The following is a 15,792-nucleotide window of genomic DNA, read 5'->3' on the forward strand; positions in this document are numbered from 1 at the left end:
GCCAGTCCCCTGGCCATCGCGGCCTGCCGCACCGCCGAGGTGCCGCGACGCACCACGTCGGCGTAGAGCGGGTGGGCGAGGCGGACCTGCAGCCGGCGGTCGTCGAACTCGCTGACCAGCAGACCCTGGCGTTCGAGGGCCTCCACCACCGCCGCCTCGCCGCCGATCTCCCGGGGTCCGAGTGGCTCGGCGTAGGCGGCCAGCTGCAGCAGCGACAGCGACGCGGGGTCGAGCCCGCGCAATCGGGCGTCCACCAGCTCGACGATGCGCTCGGACGGCGAGAGGGGGGCGCGGAGCCGCCAGACCCCTTCTTCGCAGACCAGCGTGCCGTCGGCCAGGGCGCCCAGGACCAGCTCACGCAGGAACAACACGTTTCCGTCGCTGCGCCCGGTCAGCTCCACCACTGCGGCCGGGTCGACCTGGTCGCCGAGCGCAGCGGCGAGCAGGTTCTCCACCGCGGCGGCGTCCAGCCGCTGCAGTTCGACCCGGTCGGCCAGGTCGTCCTTCCACAGCGCGGTCACCGGCTCTGGCGTCGCCTCGCCCGCCCGCAGGGTGGCCAACACGCGGACGGTGTCGGTGGCCACCAGTTGGTGGATCAGTCCGGCGGAGACCTCGTCGAGCAGCTGGGCGTCATCGACGAAGAGCACCAGGGGTCGACCGGCGGCGCGTTCGACCAGGGCGCGGGCCGAGCCGCGCAGCAGGTCCTGAATGGTGTCGACGCCGGCCGAGGGCTCCTCCGAGCGGGGCAGCAGAGTGGCGAAGGCGCCCAGCGGGGTGCGTGCGGCGGAGTGCGTGCCGGTGACCCACTGGGTGGCGCGTCCGGAGCGTTCGGCCAACGCCCGGGCCTCCCGGGCAAGGCGGGTCTTGCCCACACCGGCCGGACCGACGAGCACCACGCTGCGCGGCCGCGGGCCCAGGAGAGTCTCCTGGACGCCGGCCAGTTCGCGGCTCCGGCCGGTCAGGGGCCAGGCACGCGCGATCTCGTCGGTCCGGCTTCCCGTGCCCGTAGCTCCCACCTCCTGCCGTGCCCGGGCCGCACCGCCGGGTGCCCGGCGCAGCGCGAGTCACCTGGCGGGAGGGAAGAGGGTAGGTCTCTACTCTCCCGGCCCACCTCGTTCGGGGTGAAGTCTGTCACTTGAGCGACACCAGCCCCGAGACAGATGTGAAGGGAAGCCCCATGAGCGTGTTCAAGGACGCGGACGAGGTCTACAAGTACATCGGCGGGGCCTTCGCCACCGCGGTAAGCGACCCCAAATTCATCGAGGCCACCAAGGGCACGGGTCTGGTCATCCGCCTCATCCAGACTGACCCGGACTGCGAGATGATCATCGACTGGGAGGGTCAGAAGGTTCTAACCGGTGCGGCCGCCGACGGCGTCCCCTCCTCCGTCCAGCTGCGTATGTCGAGCGACAACAGCAACAAGTTCTGGCAGGGCAAGCTCAACTTCACCCTCGCCATGGCGCAGCGCAAGGTGAAGCTCGACGGCAAGCGCTCCCTCGCCCTCAAGCTCCTGCCGCTGACGCCCGGCATCTTCGAGTCCTACCTCGCCACCCTCAAGGCCGAGGGCCGCGAGGACCTGATCGTCTCCTAGCTCTCCCCCGCCTTCCGGCATTGAATGGAGTTCCCCCATGACGCTCGAGCACAAGCGCGTGCTCTCGGACGCCGACTTCGAGCCCTGGTTCGAGAAGGCCCAGAAGCTCTCGCAGCTCTTCCGCGAGATCGGCATGAAGTACGACGTCGAGAACACCTTCGCCTACCCGACGATCAAGCCCTTCAAGGAGAGCAAGATCGGCGCGCTCGGCATCCCGGTCGAGTTCGGCGGGCCGGGCGGCAACATCCTGCAGATCTCCAAGGTCGTCTCGGAGATGTCGCGTGGCGACTCGGCCATCACGCTGGCCTACAACATGCACTTCATCATGTTCGGCATCGCGATGGCGAACATGTCGGACGAGCAGAACAAGTACTGGGGTGGCCGCGTCTGCGGGGGTGAGCTGATCTTCGGACCGTTCTCCGAGCAGCGCGCCGGCTTCTCCGGCCTGGCCGACACCCGCGCGATCCCGCAGCCGGGCGGTGGCTGGAAGCTCTACGGCAAGAAGACCTGGGGCACCCTGTCCGAGGCTGCCGACATCATCACCAGCAGCGCGACCATCACCGACGCCGAGGGCAACCTGCCGGAGGCGTTCGAGGACCGGGTCAGCTCCGAAATGATGTACATCGCGGACTGGAGTGTCGACGAGGACGGCAACGGCGACGGCGTCCGGATCGAGAAGAGCTGGAACGCCCTCGGCATGCACGCCACCGGCACCCACGTCATCCACTTCGACGGCTTCTTCGTGCCGGAGTCGGGCTACATCTGCGAAGCGCGTACTGGACTGTTCTCCTCGCTCGAGTGGGCCTCGCTGATGTTCGCGAGCATCTACTACGGCATGTCCCAGCGGGTCCTCGAGGAGTCGCGCGCTGTGCTGTCGAAGAAGACCCTCGGTGCCGTCTTCGGCGCGGTCGCGGCCTCGGACGTCAAGGTCGCCGGCGTCGGCCACATCATCGACGGTGTCGGGGACATGGCCTGCAAGGTCGAGCAGAACCGCCGCATCCTGTGGCAGACCTGCAACGACCTGATCGACGGCTACGAGGACGAGTGGCCGCTCGAGCTGCGGGTGCCCTACATCGGCCTGGCCAAGACCACGGTCGCGGCCAACACCACGCACATGGCGCAGAAGGCGATGAGCCTGGTCGGTGGGTCCGCGTTCCGTAAGGGCACGATCTTCGAGCGCCTCTACCGCGACTCGTGCGCCGCGATGTACCAGCCGCTCAACGCCGACCAGACCTACACCTACATCGGCGAGTACCTGCTGCAGCCCGAAGAGCTGAACGACTAGGACGCTCACTAGTTAGTCGTTCGTGCCTGAAGACGTGTGCCGCCCCGTACCGGAGTGACGGGGCGTCACACGTTTTCGCTCTTGTCCGTCACAAGGAGGATTCATGATCAAGGCGGAAGGAACCGCGGGCCAGATCCCGCTGCCGTCGGCGGAGACTTACGCCCTCGACCTGAGCACTGTGATGCAGACGATCGCCACCGTCGGGCTCTGGGGCGGCACCATCGCCCTGCTGCTCCACGCGATCAAGATCTCGCGTGAGGAGAAGTCCCCGCTGGCGATCTTCATCGTGCTCGCGGTGGCGGCGGGCAGCATCATCGAGCCGATCTACGACATCACCTACCACCTGTTCTGGCTGGACAACGGCGAGCAGTGGACGCTGTTCACCGCGTTCGGTCTGCCGCAACCGGTGTGGGTGATGCCGGCGTACGTGATCGTGTTCGCGTTGCCGGCCGTGCTCCTCTACCGCAGCTTCGCTGCGGGCGTCTCGCTCGGCACGATCTTCAAGTGGGCCGGTGTCACCGCGTTCACCACCGCGCTGTTCGAGACGATCGCCGTCAACAGCGACCTGTACGTCTACTACGGCGAGGCGCCCTGGCGCCTGCTCGAGTACCCGCTGTGGATCTCGTTCATGGAATGCGCGCAGATCACCGGGTTCGCCGTGCTGTGCGCGGTGATCAAGCTGCGCGCGACCAAGCCGGCGCACATGCTCATCGTGTTCCTGGTCTTTCCGGCGAACTTCATCTTCGAAACGGCCGGCGCCGCCTTCCCGACGCTGATCGCGATGAACACCCCGGACCCGTCCATGCCGCTGATGTGGGCGATGGCTGTGGTCAGCGTCGGCCTCGCGGCGGCGGGACTGTGGTGGACCTCGAACCTGCTGTTCATGACCCAGCGCCTCGCCCGGTTGGAGGGCACGATGCCGGAGGCGCCGGCGATGACGAAAGCCCAGAAGATCGGCGCCGTCCTGTAGTTCCCTGACGCAGCGTCAGCCGTTCATCGCGAGGACCGCATCGAGGACCAGCCCATCGATGCGGTCCTCGCCGTATCGGGACATCCGCACGGACACCGTTCCGGCCTCGCCGGCCAGGGTCATTTCCACGTGCTTGCTGTCCTCGGCGGTGACGGTGATGGTGCACCCGCCCTTGGTGAAGGCCGCGACCGGGGTGGAGGCGACGTGCGTGGTGTGATTTCGGTCGAGCAGCAGCACGCGGTCGGGGAACGCGGCCAGCACCAGGTCCGGGCGCTGGGCGAGCAGGCCCTTGCGGGCCGAGCTGCCGGTCACCTGCGCCTCGGCGACCGCCGTCGCCGCCTCCGCACCCGGGCCGTGGGCTGCGCACATCCGGGCAAACACCGCGACGTCCCCGGCCGTCTGCAGCGGCGCGCGGCCACCGGTGCGCTCTTCGGCGCGCTCCGCGGTGGCGGCCGAGGCGACCAGCGCCTCGAGAACCTCCGCATTGACCGCGTACGGGCCGCGGCGTCCCATCTTCATCTGCATCTGCCCGTAGGGCAGGACCACCTGGAAGGACAGGTTCACCAGGTCCTGGCCGACGTCGGTGACCCGGTAGACCTTGCGCGGGAACTCCGCGAGCAGCGCCTCCGGCGAGGGGCGCCGGCTCTGGTGCAACAGCACGAGCTTTGTCGGGAAGAGCGCCACGACGTACTGATTTCCGCGCTCGATGCCCTTGGGGCCCGCCCACAGCGAGGTCGCGGGAATGGTGACCATCGCCACAGCCTTGGCCTTGGAGGGCTCCGGGTGGGCGTTGGCTAGGCGCCGCAGTGCGCCGGGATGACCGATCGTCGCGCTCATGTGCGGGAAATCTATCCGGGTTCCGGCCGCAGCACGGCGGGAAAACAGGCACGATTGACTGGTAACGACTGATCGGTAACTTCGAGCCGTAAGGACAACCCATGGCCTCGGTCCGAGTCCACATCCGCATCGCCGCGCCTGCCGACCTGGTCTGGAAGGTGGTCAGCGACGCCGGGCAGGTGGCCGACTGGTTCCCCGCGCTCGCGCGCTCCAGCGCGGAGGGGAACCTGCGCAGCGTGCAGCTGCACAACGGCCCGGTGATCAGCGAGGAGATCGTCACCAACGACCAGGTGCTGCGGCGGTTCCAGCACGCGATTCGCTCGGGCCTGCCCCTGGACAGCCACCTGGCCACGATCGACGTGCTCGATGACGGTCCGAATGCGCTGGTCATCTACGGCGCCGACGTGACGCCCCCGGAAGCGGCCTCGATGATGGCGGGCATCCTCGCCGAGGCGGTCGACGGGCTGAAGCGCTTCGTCGAGTCGGGGGCATGACTCGTTCGTCCGGACGTGGCGCAGGTCACCCCACAGCAAGGACCGTGCGTTAGCCTGGCGCCTCCTGACCGACCGAAGGCGAGGGAACGACGTGAAGAAGTTGTTTCTGGCCGCGCTCGCCGCGGCCGGTGGTGCACTGGCGTTCAAGAAGATGAAGGCCGGCAAGGAAGAGCAGGACCTCTGGGCCGAGGCCACCGACCCGGTGCGCTGACCCACACAATCGCTGGACGCCCTCGCCCGGTCCGGGCGGGGGCGTCCGCGCGTCAGGCGCTAGCCTGATCGCCAGTTCTGGGGACGTAGCTCAACTGGCAGAGCACTGCCTTTGCAAGCTCCGTCGGTGCAGGGCCGGTGAGCTGGCAACTCCCTGGCCTGGGCCGATGTGCGACTCGCTCCGCTGTTGACCGCGAATGCCCATTGGAATGGCTCCGCTACTGGCACGTAGGTGGCACGGCCCTGAAGCTCGAGACCATGGCGTTCAGAGTCCGCCGGAGGCCGGAGGAGTCGGTTGGCCGAAAACCACGTCGACTTCGTGGCCCACGAGTTTGAGGTCCTGGCCTTGGACGGTGACCTTTACGACGTAGCGGCAAGCGAACAACGCGTCGGCGCCGGTGACCGTCACCGAGATCGGCAAGCTAGGGACCGAGTGGACCGTGGCTCCTTCCCGCTTGAGACCCTGGTGGCCTCCTGCTTGAGGCAGCCGGGGTCTTAGCGGAGTTGGCGAGCTTCAGGTCGGCCTTGGCGGCGGCAGCGGTGCGGTAGACGTCCGCGGAGGAGTCGACCTCCAGCGTCCGGTGGTGAACGCGGTGCCCAGGTTGCGTGCGGCTGCTGGGGACCTTGGCACTGAGGCACTTGTAGAAGGCCCGCTCGTCGGCAGCGTTCGTTCGGGTCGGCGGGCTGCGGCTCCGAAACGTCGGAGCCATGCATACCGGCACATCCGTGGTGCGTCGCAAGGGGTCGAGCATGCTCAGCGTCCTCGGCCGCAAGACATCTGACTGGCCGTCATATTATGTGCCGGGGCGAGCCGCGCCTGCGGCGGCCTCATGGTCGAGTGTCACTCGACCGGGCGGGCGTGGCTTGGGACAGTTCCGTCACGCATCCGCCATCTGTTTGTCGAGTGTTCGACTCGACTGGGCTCGTGTCCGCCGGAAATTGATCTTCAGAGTTCGTGTTGACGCTCTTGCGAGCCGTTCAGCCACCTGTCAGGATCCGAACCGTTTCGACCCACTTTGCGTACTCGGCCCGGACCCCGCTGTCGTGCGAGATCGTTCGATACCCGAGGGGTGCGCCGTGATCGGTCGGCATCGTGGATCAGTTCGGAGCTGTCTCGCGACCGGTCGGCGCAAGGCCTTGCAGCCCCCGGTGGTGCTGGCCGTGGCGGCTGCGCTGATTTTCAGCCTGGTCCAGGTGCCGGCGACACCCAAGGCGCTGGCTAGCGAGGACTCGGAATCGATCGTCCCGATCAGCGAGGCCGCCTCGATTGGCGAAGCCCTGCAGGCCGCCAAGGGACAAAAATCGCGCGTGGAGATCCTGTCCGAGCGGACGTCGTACTCATCGACGTTTGCGTTGCCCTCGGGCGAGAAGGAAGTCGAGCTCACCGCACCGTTCAGGATTCAGCGCGGCGGGCGGTGGTACACCTTCGACGCCACCCTGACCACCACCCGTGGCGACGTGGACTCCCCGGTCGTCGCGCTGGGCAAGCAACTGGCTGCCGGCAAGCGTGCCGGCGCGGGGTCGAGGGCGGACGCGGTGCGTGCGGCCAAGGATCTCCTCGGCCAGCTGAACGCGGTCCTCCCGGCCTCATCATCGTCGGTGCGTCCAGATCTTCCAGCGAGCAGGGACCTCGCGGCGGTGCTGGGCGCAGAGATGGAGCTGCGCAAACTGCTTGGCTCGCGGTTTGGACATCGCCAGGTGCTCTCACCGCGGGTGTCGATGGTGCCGATCCGCATCTCCCGCGGTGGCGCAGCCGCTGACGAGCAAACGCCGCTCGGGGAGATTGGCACCACCAAGGGTGCCTCGATCGCGGTGTTCTGGCCGGACGATCTGCCCAAGGCCGACGTCGACGGGCGAGATGCCAGCTACAACCTGCCCGGGCCCCAAGAATTGCACGTCACCGCAGAGGCGGGCGGCTTCAATGCGCACGTCGAACTCCAGCAAACGCCGGACCTGTCGAACGGGGCCCCGGTGTACCGGTTCCCGATCCAGGTCGACGGCGTCCGCCTGGTGCGCACGCAGGACACCGGCTACGCCGCCATCGATGACAAGGGCCGCGCGGTGTTCCGGATCGCCCCGACCGTGGCGTGGGACTCCACCCCGCTGGCCGTTGATCAGGATGAACCGAGCACGGTGCTGGTGGATTCCGAGCTGGTCACCGACGCGACCGGCCAGACGGTGCTTGAGGTCCGGCCATCGGCTGACTGGCTTGCGAAGGCTCAGTGCCCATGTTTTGTGGACCCGAACTTCTCCTACACCGCCGCGCCGGTCTACGACACGATGGTCCGGGAGGCGGCCCCGACGACCGGGTTCGGCACAGCGTCGACGGTGCACACCGGCACGAAGGACGCCACGACGAACCGGCAGCGGTCCTACATCCAGTTCAACACCGGGATCATCGCGAACAAGCAGGTCAGTTCGGCCACCTTGCAGGTGCGGAACACGAACAGCAATACGTGCACGGTGACCGGGGTGAGCGTCTATCCGGCCTCGACGTCCTGGAACGAGTCCGCCACCTGGAACACCAAGCCGAGCTACTACACGACCACCACCTACAAGTCGTCCAAGTCGTTCAACCATGGCTTCTCCACCTCGTGCGCGGCGGCGTATGAGTCCTTCGATGTGAAGGCGACGGTGGCGGCCTGGGTGGCCGGCACCCTGACCGACAACGGGTTCGCGGTGATCGCGGACAACGAGACGACCACGACCTATTTCAAGGCGTTCTGCTCCTTCAACATCTCCACCACGACCGGGTGCAATCAGGCGGCATGGACCCCGAAGCTGACCGTCATCTACAACACCCGCCCGGCGTATCTGAACGACTCGGGCATCGACCCGGCCAACGGCTGCATCGACATCGGAACGGCGTGGGTGAACACGACCACCCCGATCATCACCGGCACCCCCCGCGACCCCGACAGCGACCCGGTCAAGCTCGATATCGAGGTGTGGCCGATCTCCGGACCGAGTGCGACCGTGACCGGCTCCTCGGGGTTCCTACCTTCGGGGACGTTGAACAAGTGGCAGGTACCGTCCGGGAACCTGGTCAACGGCACCGCCTACCACTGGCGCGCGAAGGGCAATGACGGTGCCGACACCTCGGTGATCTGGGCCAACTGGTGCAACGTCACCGCGGACACATCCGACCCGAACCCGCCGGCCGTCTCCTCGGCGACTTACCCGGGCGGGGCGTGGGCCGGCGCCGCCGGCACCGCCGGGACGTTCACCGTCACCCCCGGCACCGACCCGGTCCCCGGTGGTGGCGCGGCCTCCGGGGTTTCCGGGGTCATGTACTCCCTGGATGACCCGACCCCGACCACCACCAAGGCCCTGAACGGCTCCGGCGGGATCGACCCGATCAGCCTGACCCCGGACACCGACGGCAAGCACACCCTGTATGTGTCCACGGTCGACAAGGCCGGGAACCTGTCTACCCCGACCGCGTTCGTGTTCTACGTCGGGCACGGCGCCCTGACCTCCCCCGACCCCGGGGATCGGACCGCGCGCCGGTACTCCCTGACCGCGCAGGTGCAGGACGCGACCGCGGTGACCTTCCAGTGGCGGCGCGGCGCGACGGATCCCTGGCACGACGTCCCGGGCGGGATCGCGGTCCCGGTGACCTCCGGGCTCACCGGCCCGGTCGATTGGGACGCCGCCGGCACGGTCGGGGAGGACGGCAAGATCGACCTGCGGGTGTCGGTGATCGGCGGGGTGTACACCGGGTCGGGGTCGTTCCCGATCTCGGTGACCATCGACCGCCTGGCCTCCGATGCCGCGACCAGCAGCGTCGGCCCCGGCAGCGTGAACCTGTTGACCGGGGACTACCTGCTCTCCGCCACTGACGCCTCCTTCTGGGGGATTTCGATCAGCCGTACCGCTCGTTCGCGGGACCCGCTGTCGGGCGACCACGTCACCGGGCTGGTGGCGCCGTTCGGGCCGCAGTGGGCCGCCGGTGGCGTGAGTGAGTTCACCGGCACCGCCTACACCTCCCTGACCCAGTCCACCCCGGAGGCGATCGCGGTCACGCGTACCGATGCGAGCACGGTGCAGTTCACTAAAACCAGCAACACGAACGGCGCCGGGGACCCGATCTGGTCCCCCGAGGTGGGCTCGGAGGACCTGGCCCTGGCCGGCCAGAGCGGCAGCTTCACCTTGACTGGCACCGATGGGACCGTGGTCACGTTCGTCCCCAGCGGCGTGAGCGATCTGGCCACCGTGAAGTCCGCGACTCCGCCGGGCAGCGGGAATGTGACGCGGTATCACTACGCGTCGGACGGGGCGGGGAAGCTGCGCCTGGACCGCATCATCGCCCCGAATGCCTCCATCGCCGATCTGGCGACCTGTGACGTCGACGGGGCACCCCCGGTCGGGTGCCGGCGCCTGGACCTGATCTACGCCAGCACCACCACGGCGACGTCCTCGGTCCTCGGGGACTACATCGGGCGGGTGTCCGCGGTGAACCTGCGCGTCACCATCCCGGGCACCTCCACCGTCACCAACACCGCCGTGGCGCAGTACGCCTACGACGATCTCGGGCGGCTGCGGGAGGCGTGGGACCCGCGGATCTCCCCGGCCCTGAAGACGACCTACTCCTACGACAGCGCCGGGCGGGTAATCACCCAGACCCCGCCCGGTGAGCTCGGGTACACCTTCACCTACGGCACGATCGGGACCGACCCGAACACCGGGTGGCTGTACTCGGTCTCGCGTGGCCTGCTCGAGGACGACCCGAACACCGCCGGCACCCAGACCGACGGGGTGTGGAACCTCGTCTACGACGTTCCGCTGAGCACCAGCGGAACGGCCAGCCTGAACGGCCCGGCCGCGATGCAGACCGGGGATGTCGCGGCCTGGGGTCAGAGCGTCGCACCGGTGGATGCGACCGCGGTGCTGGCGCCGGATGCCGGGTTCTCCGGTACGCATTCGGCTGGGCGCAGCGCGAGCGCGTGGACCCGGGCCATGACCACCTACCTCGATGTCGAGGGCCGGCAGGTCAATCAGGGGATCCCGGGTGGTGGGATCTCCTCGCTCGGGTACGACGATTTCGGCAACACCGTGCGCGAGCTCTCGATCAACAACCGGGCCCGGGCCCTGCGCGCCGGCACCGATGAGGATTGATCGCCCTCGGCCTGGCTGACCTTGCCACCGCGCAACGGGCGGACCTGCTCGCGAGCGTGTCGATCTACAACCAGGACGGGCAGCGCCTCCTGGAGCAGTACGGGCCCGTGCACCGGATCGTCCTGCCGGACGTCCCGGGCAGCCCGGTCACCCCGGGAGCGCCGGTGCTGGCACGGGAGCACGCCGTGAACGTCTATGACCAGGGCCGCCCGAGCGACGGCTCGGCGATCGTCGCCGACCAGGTCACGCAGAGCACCGTCGGTGCGAGGGTGATTGGCTCCGACACCGAGGTCGATGTGCGCACGACCAGCACGACCTTTGACTGGACCGCCTCGGGTCAACCGCTCACGGTGACCCGCGAGAATGGCGCGAGTGACATCACGACCAAGACCGCGTATGACGCGCAGGCCCGCCCGGTCCGCATCGACATGCCCTCCGCGGTCGCGAACAGCCGCACCAATGGCGCGGACTCCTCGTTCACGACGTACTACGCGGCCGGGGCCGGCTCGCCGTGCACCAGCACGATCCTGGACGGGCTGGTCTGCCAGAGCGGCCCGGGCGGGGCGATCACCGGCGGCGGCTCGAACCCGACCCAGCGGATCACCACGACCACGACCTACACCGAGCTCGGGCTGCTCGACACGATCGCGGATGCGGCGAATTCGAGTACCCGGACCACCGACACCGACTACGACGGCGCCGGGCGGGTCACCCTGGTCACCGTGACCGGGGGTGTGGGGGCCGCGGTCCCCACAGCCTCGCCGACGTACAGCACCACCACCGGGCGGGTGCTCACCTCGGTGGACACCTCGGTGTCGCCGAACCCGCCGACGATCACCCGGGCCTACGACACCCTGGGCCGGCTGAGCTCGTACATCGACGCCGACGGCGGGAAGACCGAGACCACCTACACCTGGCTGGACCAGGTCGCCTCGACCAAGCAGTACTCCAACCCGGCCGCCCCGACGGTCCCGAACATCACCACCTACGGGTACTCCACCGACCGCCAGCTCCTCACCTCGCTGGTCGATCCGCTGGCCGGGACGTTCAACGCGACCTACGACCCGGTCGGGCAGCTGATCAGCCAAGCCATGCCCGGCGGGGTCGCCCTGGCCCAGGCCGAGGACCCGACCGGGTCCTGGATCACCCGCACCTACACCGGCAATGGCAGCCCCTACAGCGGGACCTTGCTGGGCGAGACCGTGGTGGAGAACATCCACGGCCAGTGGCGCACCCGGGTCCGCGGGGACAACCTGACCTTCGGCACCAACCAGCGCTATGACTACGACCTGGTCGGGCGCCTGACCCAGGCCCTGGACACCACCGCCAGCGCTACCGGGTCGACCTGTGTGCGCCGCGACTACACCTTCACCGGCGACGGGGGGCTGAACACCAACCGCACCGGCTACGCCGAGACCAGCCTGACCAGCGGGAAGGACAGCGCGGCCAGCTGCCCGGCCAGCCCCGGCAGCACCGTGAGCTCGACGTACGACACCGCAGACCGAATCACGAACTCCGGATACCTCTACGACGCCCACGGGCGCACCAGCACCGCGCCGCTGCCCGCGGGCACCGCGAGCATCGACTACTACCGCACCGACATGGTCCAACGCCAAACCATCGGCACCAACCGGCAGACCTGGACCCTGGACCCCGGGATGCGCCTGCGCGGGTGGACCACCGAAACCAACAACGGGACCTGGACCCAGACCGCGGCCAAGACCAACCACTACCCCGGCGACGGCGGCGGCGGGGACTCCCCGACCTGGATCAACGAATCCGGGTCGTCGGTCACCCGCAACGTCACCGGTATCGCCGGGGACCTGGCCGCCTACACCGACGCGGCGACCGCGAACGTGTTCTGGCTGCAGCTGACCACGCTGCACGGCGATGTCGGGCAGGCCCTGCACTACACCAGCGCCACCACCAGCGACTCGGCGCTGGCCTACGACACCACCGAGTACGGCGCGAAGAAGACCGGCACCACCGGCCCCGCCTACGGGCGCTACGCCTGGCTCGGCGGCAAACAACGCTCCATCGAGACCGTCGCCAACTCACTGATTCTGATGGGGGTGCGGCTGTACAACCCGGCCACCGGTCGATTCCTCTCCACCGATCCGATAGTTGGCGGCAGCGCCAACGCCTACGACTACGCGGGCCAAGATCCTATTAATAGCTTCGATCTCGATGGAAAATGCAAGAAGGGTTTTGGCTGGGCCTGCAAAGCGGGCACGGCAACCAAAAAGTTCATCAAGAAGCACTGTAAAGGAGTTGGTGGGGTCGGAGCCTGCGTGGTCATAGGAGGCGTTGCAATCGCTGCCTTGAGCGCATTGGCGCTTGCGGGTGCGATAGGACTGGTGGGGGCTCTGGCCGGCGCATTCGAGGTCGCGATCGCGATATTCGTCGGCGGAATCATCGTTGGCGCGGTAATTGCGTTGGTTGGAGGGTTAATTGTGACTGCCCAAAAGCTTTCTGATGGGTCGTATCGGAGAACTTACTACAACCCCAGGCCGGCGGACCCGTGGCAGATGTAGACCCTCGCTTGAAGTTGGTCGACGGCTTCGACCTGACAATGTTGACGCTCGCCATGGTTCTGGTTGTTTTATTTCTTATTTGGCATGTCTCGATATGGGTCACCCTTGCCACGGCGTATACATCACTTTTTTTCTCGGTACGGTTCGGTCTACGGCAATTACGGGGCCTCAGGAGGCGCCGAAACCTATCGTGAAAGTCCGTTGGCCAGCAGATCGCAGTGCGAAATGGCTTTCAAACCAAGGTGGATGGAATGGAGGGCTGCACTCGCCGAAAAGCATGTTCTAAACGGATTCCCACCGCCCTATTCCTTTCGGCTCATGATCTGCCCCCATCGAGGATCCGATCGACTGCACCGACATCGGGCGCCGCGGCCAGCCGGCCCAACAAGTCAGCGATCCCATGCTCGGTAGCGAGCGACGTGCGCAGTCCCGGATGGAGGCGTAGAGCGTCTGGGAGGCGACGTACCGCGTGCGTCTTCTGCTCCGTCACTTCGCCGTTCCATGCGGAAGGTACCAGCGATACATTCCGGTTCCACGCGTTCCCGCGCAGCCACTTCAAGCTCACTACTCGCCGCGGATCGTCGGGCTGTGCGCCCCACGCCCCCTGGAACGGCGATTGGGTGCCGTATCCGGTGAAGTCCTGCGCATCAAACCTCACGGTGATTGATGTGATCTCATCCCAGGCCGTTCGCCGCCGCGTGAAGTAGCCGCCCTCATAGCAACGAATTCCCGCCGGCACCAGGCAGACGCCCATCCACCGGCCGAACGGAGGATCAGCCCGGACGCCTCGCGGTTTGCCCACCCACAGCCGCCCGCGGTACAGATGCAATGCTCCGAAGTGTTCGATCAGATTTGCGCCCACGCTGAGTCAGCCCACCTACCGATTTGGCGTCAAGTGGTATGGCCACTTTCGGGTCCGCCGCACGTTCAGGTGACAGGTTAGGTCACGCGGCTGAAGTGCGGGTGAGGTCGTGATGAGCTCGCACTCGACCGGCTCAATTTTCCTTGTCAGGGGACTGCCTACATGTGACCAGATCTCTGACCGGGAGGGCATACGAGATGTGCGGCCGCCCGATAACTGGTCCATCTCGCTTGAGAGTCTGTCGACAAGTGAGAGGAACGGTGTGAGGTAGATGGCCGCGGCAAAGAGACTGACGGCGGAGCAGATCGTCGCGAAGTTGAGAGAGGCCGAGCGCCTCCAGGCCCAGGGCGCGACGATCCCCGGGGTCTGCAAAAAGCTCGGGTGCAGCGAGCAGACGTTCTACCGATGGCGCACCTAAGTCCGCGCTGATCGCCTGAGGCTCGTGTCGCCGGCCACCGGCTATCCGCGGGTGCGCTGCTCGATACCGGTCGCGCTCAGCGGATGGCGGCGTGTTCGGGGGTGCGCCAACGAGCACCTCGGCAACTTTCCGGCCCGTCGGACACCGCGACACACTGCGCGGGCGCCTAAGGTCTCGTTCGTTTTTCCCCTGATCTAATTGACCGGAACGAACCCTTCAAACCCCCAATTCACCACCAGTACCCCGCCACCAATAGCAACCGTTGCCTGCCTCGAGAACCGCAGCAGACATGTGCATTCTTTGAATGTACGGTGGTCGGCGTCCGGGGGAATATTGCGGGAGGCGCAGCGGGGTGTTGAGTTCGGCCAAGATCGGGACTTCGTCGTGGCGCTACTACACGGCCGGGGTCGCGTGCGCGGCGACCGAGTACTACCTGGGGCGGGAGGCCCCGGGCCGCTGGCACGGCCGCGGGCTGGCGGCCCTGGGCCTAGAGCCGGGGTCGGTCGTGGACGAGGCGCAGCTGGAGGCGCTGTTCGCCCGGGCTTTGAACCCGAGCACCGGGCAGCGGTTGGGGCGGGCTTGGCGGACGGATGGGGTGACCGGGTTCGATCTGACCTTCTCCGCTCCCAAGAGCGTCAGTTCCCTGTGGGCGCTGGGAAATCGAGATATCGCGTCGGCGGCGATGGCGGCGCACCGTTCGGCGGTGAAGGCCGGCCTGGCCTACCTGGACACCCACGTCGCGTTGTCACGGCGCGGGACGGACGGCACCGAGCAGGTGGCCACGGACGGGTTGACGGCGGCGCTGTTCGATCACCGCAGCTCGCGGTGTGGGGATCCGCAGCTGCACACCCACGCGCTGGTGGTGAACAAGGTCCGCTGCGCCGACGGGGTGTGGCGCACGATCGATGCGACGGAGCTGTTCCACCACAAGAAAAGCGCGGGAATGATTTACCAGGCGGCGTTGCGCACGGAAATGCACGAACGCTTGGGCGTGACTTTTGAGGTGCTCAATGAGCACGGTCAGGCCGAAATCGTCGGGGTCCCCTCCGGGCTGTTGACATTGTGGAGTAAGCGCACCGCCGCTATCGCGGCCGACGCGAGTCCGAAGATCGCCGAATATGAAAAGGCGCTGGCCCGGACCCTGACACCGGCCGAACGGGTAGCGGTGGTGAAAACGGCGGTCCTCAAGACCCGGCGGAGCAAGGACCACCCCGCGCTGTCGGTGTTGCACGAACGCTGGCGTGGTGAGGCCACGACAGCCGGGTTCACCGCCGACCGGGTGCTCTCCCTGGCCCGAGTCGGCGCCGGTGCGGCGCGGCTGCCCGGTCAGCGTTCACCCGGTCAACGGATGGCCGCTCAACGGGTGGCCGGCGAGCACGTGGCCGGCCCACGCGCGAGGGGCCTGGGGGAGCGTGAGCTGCTAGTGCGGGTGGTCGCGGCGGCGGGTCGGGCGCGGGCGACCTTCTCCCGCGC

12 protein-coding genes are annotated in these 15,792 nt (G+C 67.5%); 9 read left to right on the forward strand and 3 right to left on the reverse strand.

Going from position 1 to position 15,792, the window contains the following annotated elements; translation table 11 throughout:
• A partial coding sequence (locus H0X00_RS11815) for an AAA family ATPase (protein WP_293770188.1) occupies positions 1-1,016 on the reverse strand: 1,016 nt, incomplete at its 3' end.
• A gap of 161 nt (positions 1,017-1,177) precedes the next feature.
• Between H0X00_RS11815 and H0X00_RS11820 the strand changes: the two genes are divergently transcribed.
• The 3 genes from H0X00_RS11820 (at position 1,178) to H0X00_RS11830 (ending at position 3,846) form a co-directional block, all read left to right on the forward strand.
• Complete coding sequence (locus H0X00_RS11820) at positions 1,178-1,591, forward strand: SCP2 sterol-binding domain-containing protein (RefSeq protein ID WP_293770191.1); 414 nt, start codon at positions 1,178-1,180, stop codon at positions 1,589-1,591.
• 37 nt (positions 1,592-1,628) lie between these two features.
• Complete coding sequence (locus H0X00_RS11825; protein WP_293770193.1) at positions 1,629-2,876, forward strand: acyl-CoA dehydrogenase family protein; 1,248 nt, start codon at positions 1,629-1,631, stop codon at positions 2,874-2,876.
• A gap of 103 nt (positions 2,877-2,979) precedes the next feature.
• Positions 2,980-3,846 (forward strand): hypothetical protein, encoded by an 867-nt coding sequence (locus H0X00_RS11830; RefSeq protein WP_293770195.1) that lies wholly within the window; start codon positions 2,980-2,982, stop codon positions 3,844-3,846.
• Positions 3,847-3,861: 15 nt separating this feature from the next.
• On the opposite strand, the gene H0X00_RS11835 is transcribed toward H0X00_RS11830, so the two are convergent.
• On the reverse strand, positions 3,862-4,683 hold the full coding sequence (locus tag H0X00_RS11835; RefSeq protein WP_293770198.1) for a hypothetical protein: 822 nt from the start codon (positions 4,681-4,683) through the stop codon (positions 3,862-3,864).
• A 101-nt stretch (positions 4,684-4,784) separates the two neighbouring features.
• Here H0X00_RS11835 and H0X00_RS11840 point away from each other — a divergent pair, with 101 nt between their 5' ends.
• The 4 genes from H0X00_RS11840 to H0X00_RS11855 all read left to right on the forward strand — a co-directional run bounded on the left by H0X00_RS11840 (position 4,785) and on the right by H0X00_RS11855 (position 13,039).
• Positions 4,785-5,177: an SRPBCC family protein gene (locus tag H0X00_RS11840; protein WP_293770200.1), complete on the forward strand. Its 393-nt coding sequence runs from the start codon at positions 4,785-4,787 to the stop codon at positions 5,175-5,177.
• 91 nt (positions 5,178-5,268) lie between these two features.
• On the forward strand, positions 5,269-5,388 hold the full coding sequence (locus tag H0X00_RS11845; RefSeq protein ID WP_293770202.1) for a DLW-39 family protein: 120 nt from the start codon (positions 5,269-5,271) through the stop codon (positions 5,386-5,388).
• Between the two features lie 1,160 nt (positions 5,389-6,548).
• A complete protein-coding gene (locus tag H0X00_RS11850; protein ID WP_293770204.1) occupies positions 6,549-10,505 on the forward strand; it encodes a DNRLRE domain-containing protein in 3,957 nt (1,318 codons plus the stop codon).
• The gene (locus tag H0X00_RS11855) at positions 10,502-13,039 is read left to right on the forward strand and encodes an RHS repeat-associated core domain-containing protein (RefSeq protein ID WP_293770207.1); all 2,538 of its coding nucleotides are present in this window, start codon (positions 10,502-10,504) and stop codon (positions 13,037-13,039) included. The genes H0X00_RS11850 and H0X00_RS11855 overlap by 4 nt, the downstream gene beginning before the upstream one ends.
• A 316-nt stretch (positions 13,040-13,355) precedes the next feature.
• Here the strand turns inward: H0X00_RS11855 and H0X00_RS11860 are convergent, their stop codons facing one another.
• On the reverse strand, positions 13,356-13,901 hold the full coding sequence (locus H0X00_RS11860) for a hypothetical protein (RefSeq protein WP_293770210.1): 546 nt from the start codon (positions 13,899-13,901) through the stop codon (positions 13,356-13,358).
• 271 nt (positions 13,902-14,172) lie between these two features.
• On the opposite strand from H0X00_RS11860, the gene H0X00_RS11865 reads away from it, so the two are divergent.
• Both H0X00_RS11865 and mobF read left to right on the forward strand, forming a co-directional pair.
• Positions 14,173-14,319, forward strand: coding sequence for a helix-turn-helix domain-containing protein (locus H0X00_RS11865; protein ID WP_293770212.1), 147 nt, complete (start codon positions 14,173-14,175; stop codon positions 14,317-14,319).
• Between the two features lie 304 nt (positions 14,320-14,623).
• Positions 14,624-15,792, forward strand: a 1,169-nt coding sequence (gene mobF / locus H0X00_RS11870) for a MobF family relaxase (protein ID WP_293770215.1), incomplete at its 3' end; no start/stop codon positions are given.

Source organism: Sporichthya sp., from assembly GCF_013815995.1.
Lineage (GTDB): Bacteria > Actinomycetota > Actinomycetes > Sporichthyales > Sporichthyaceae > Sporichthya.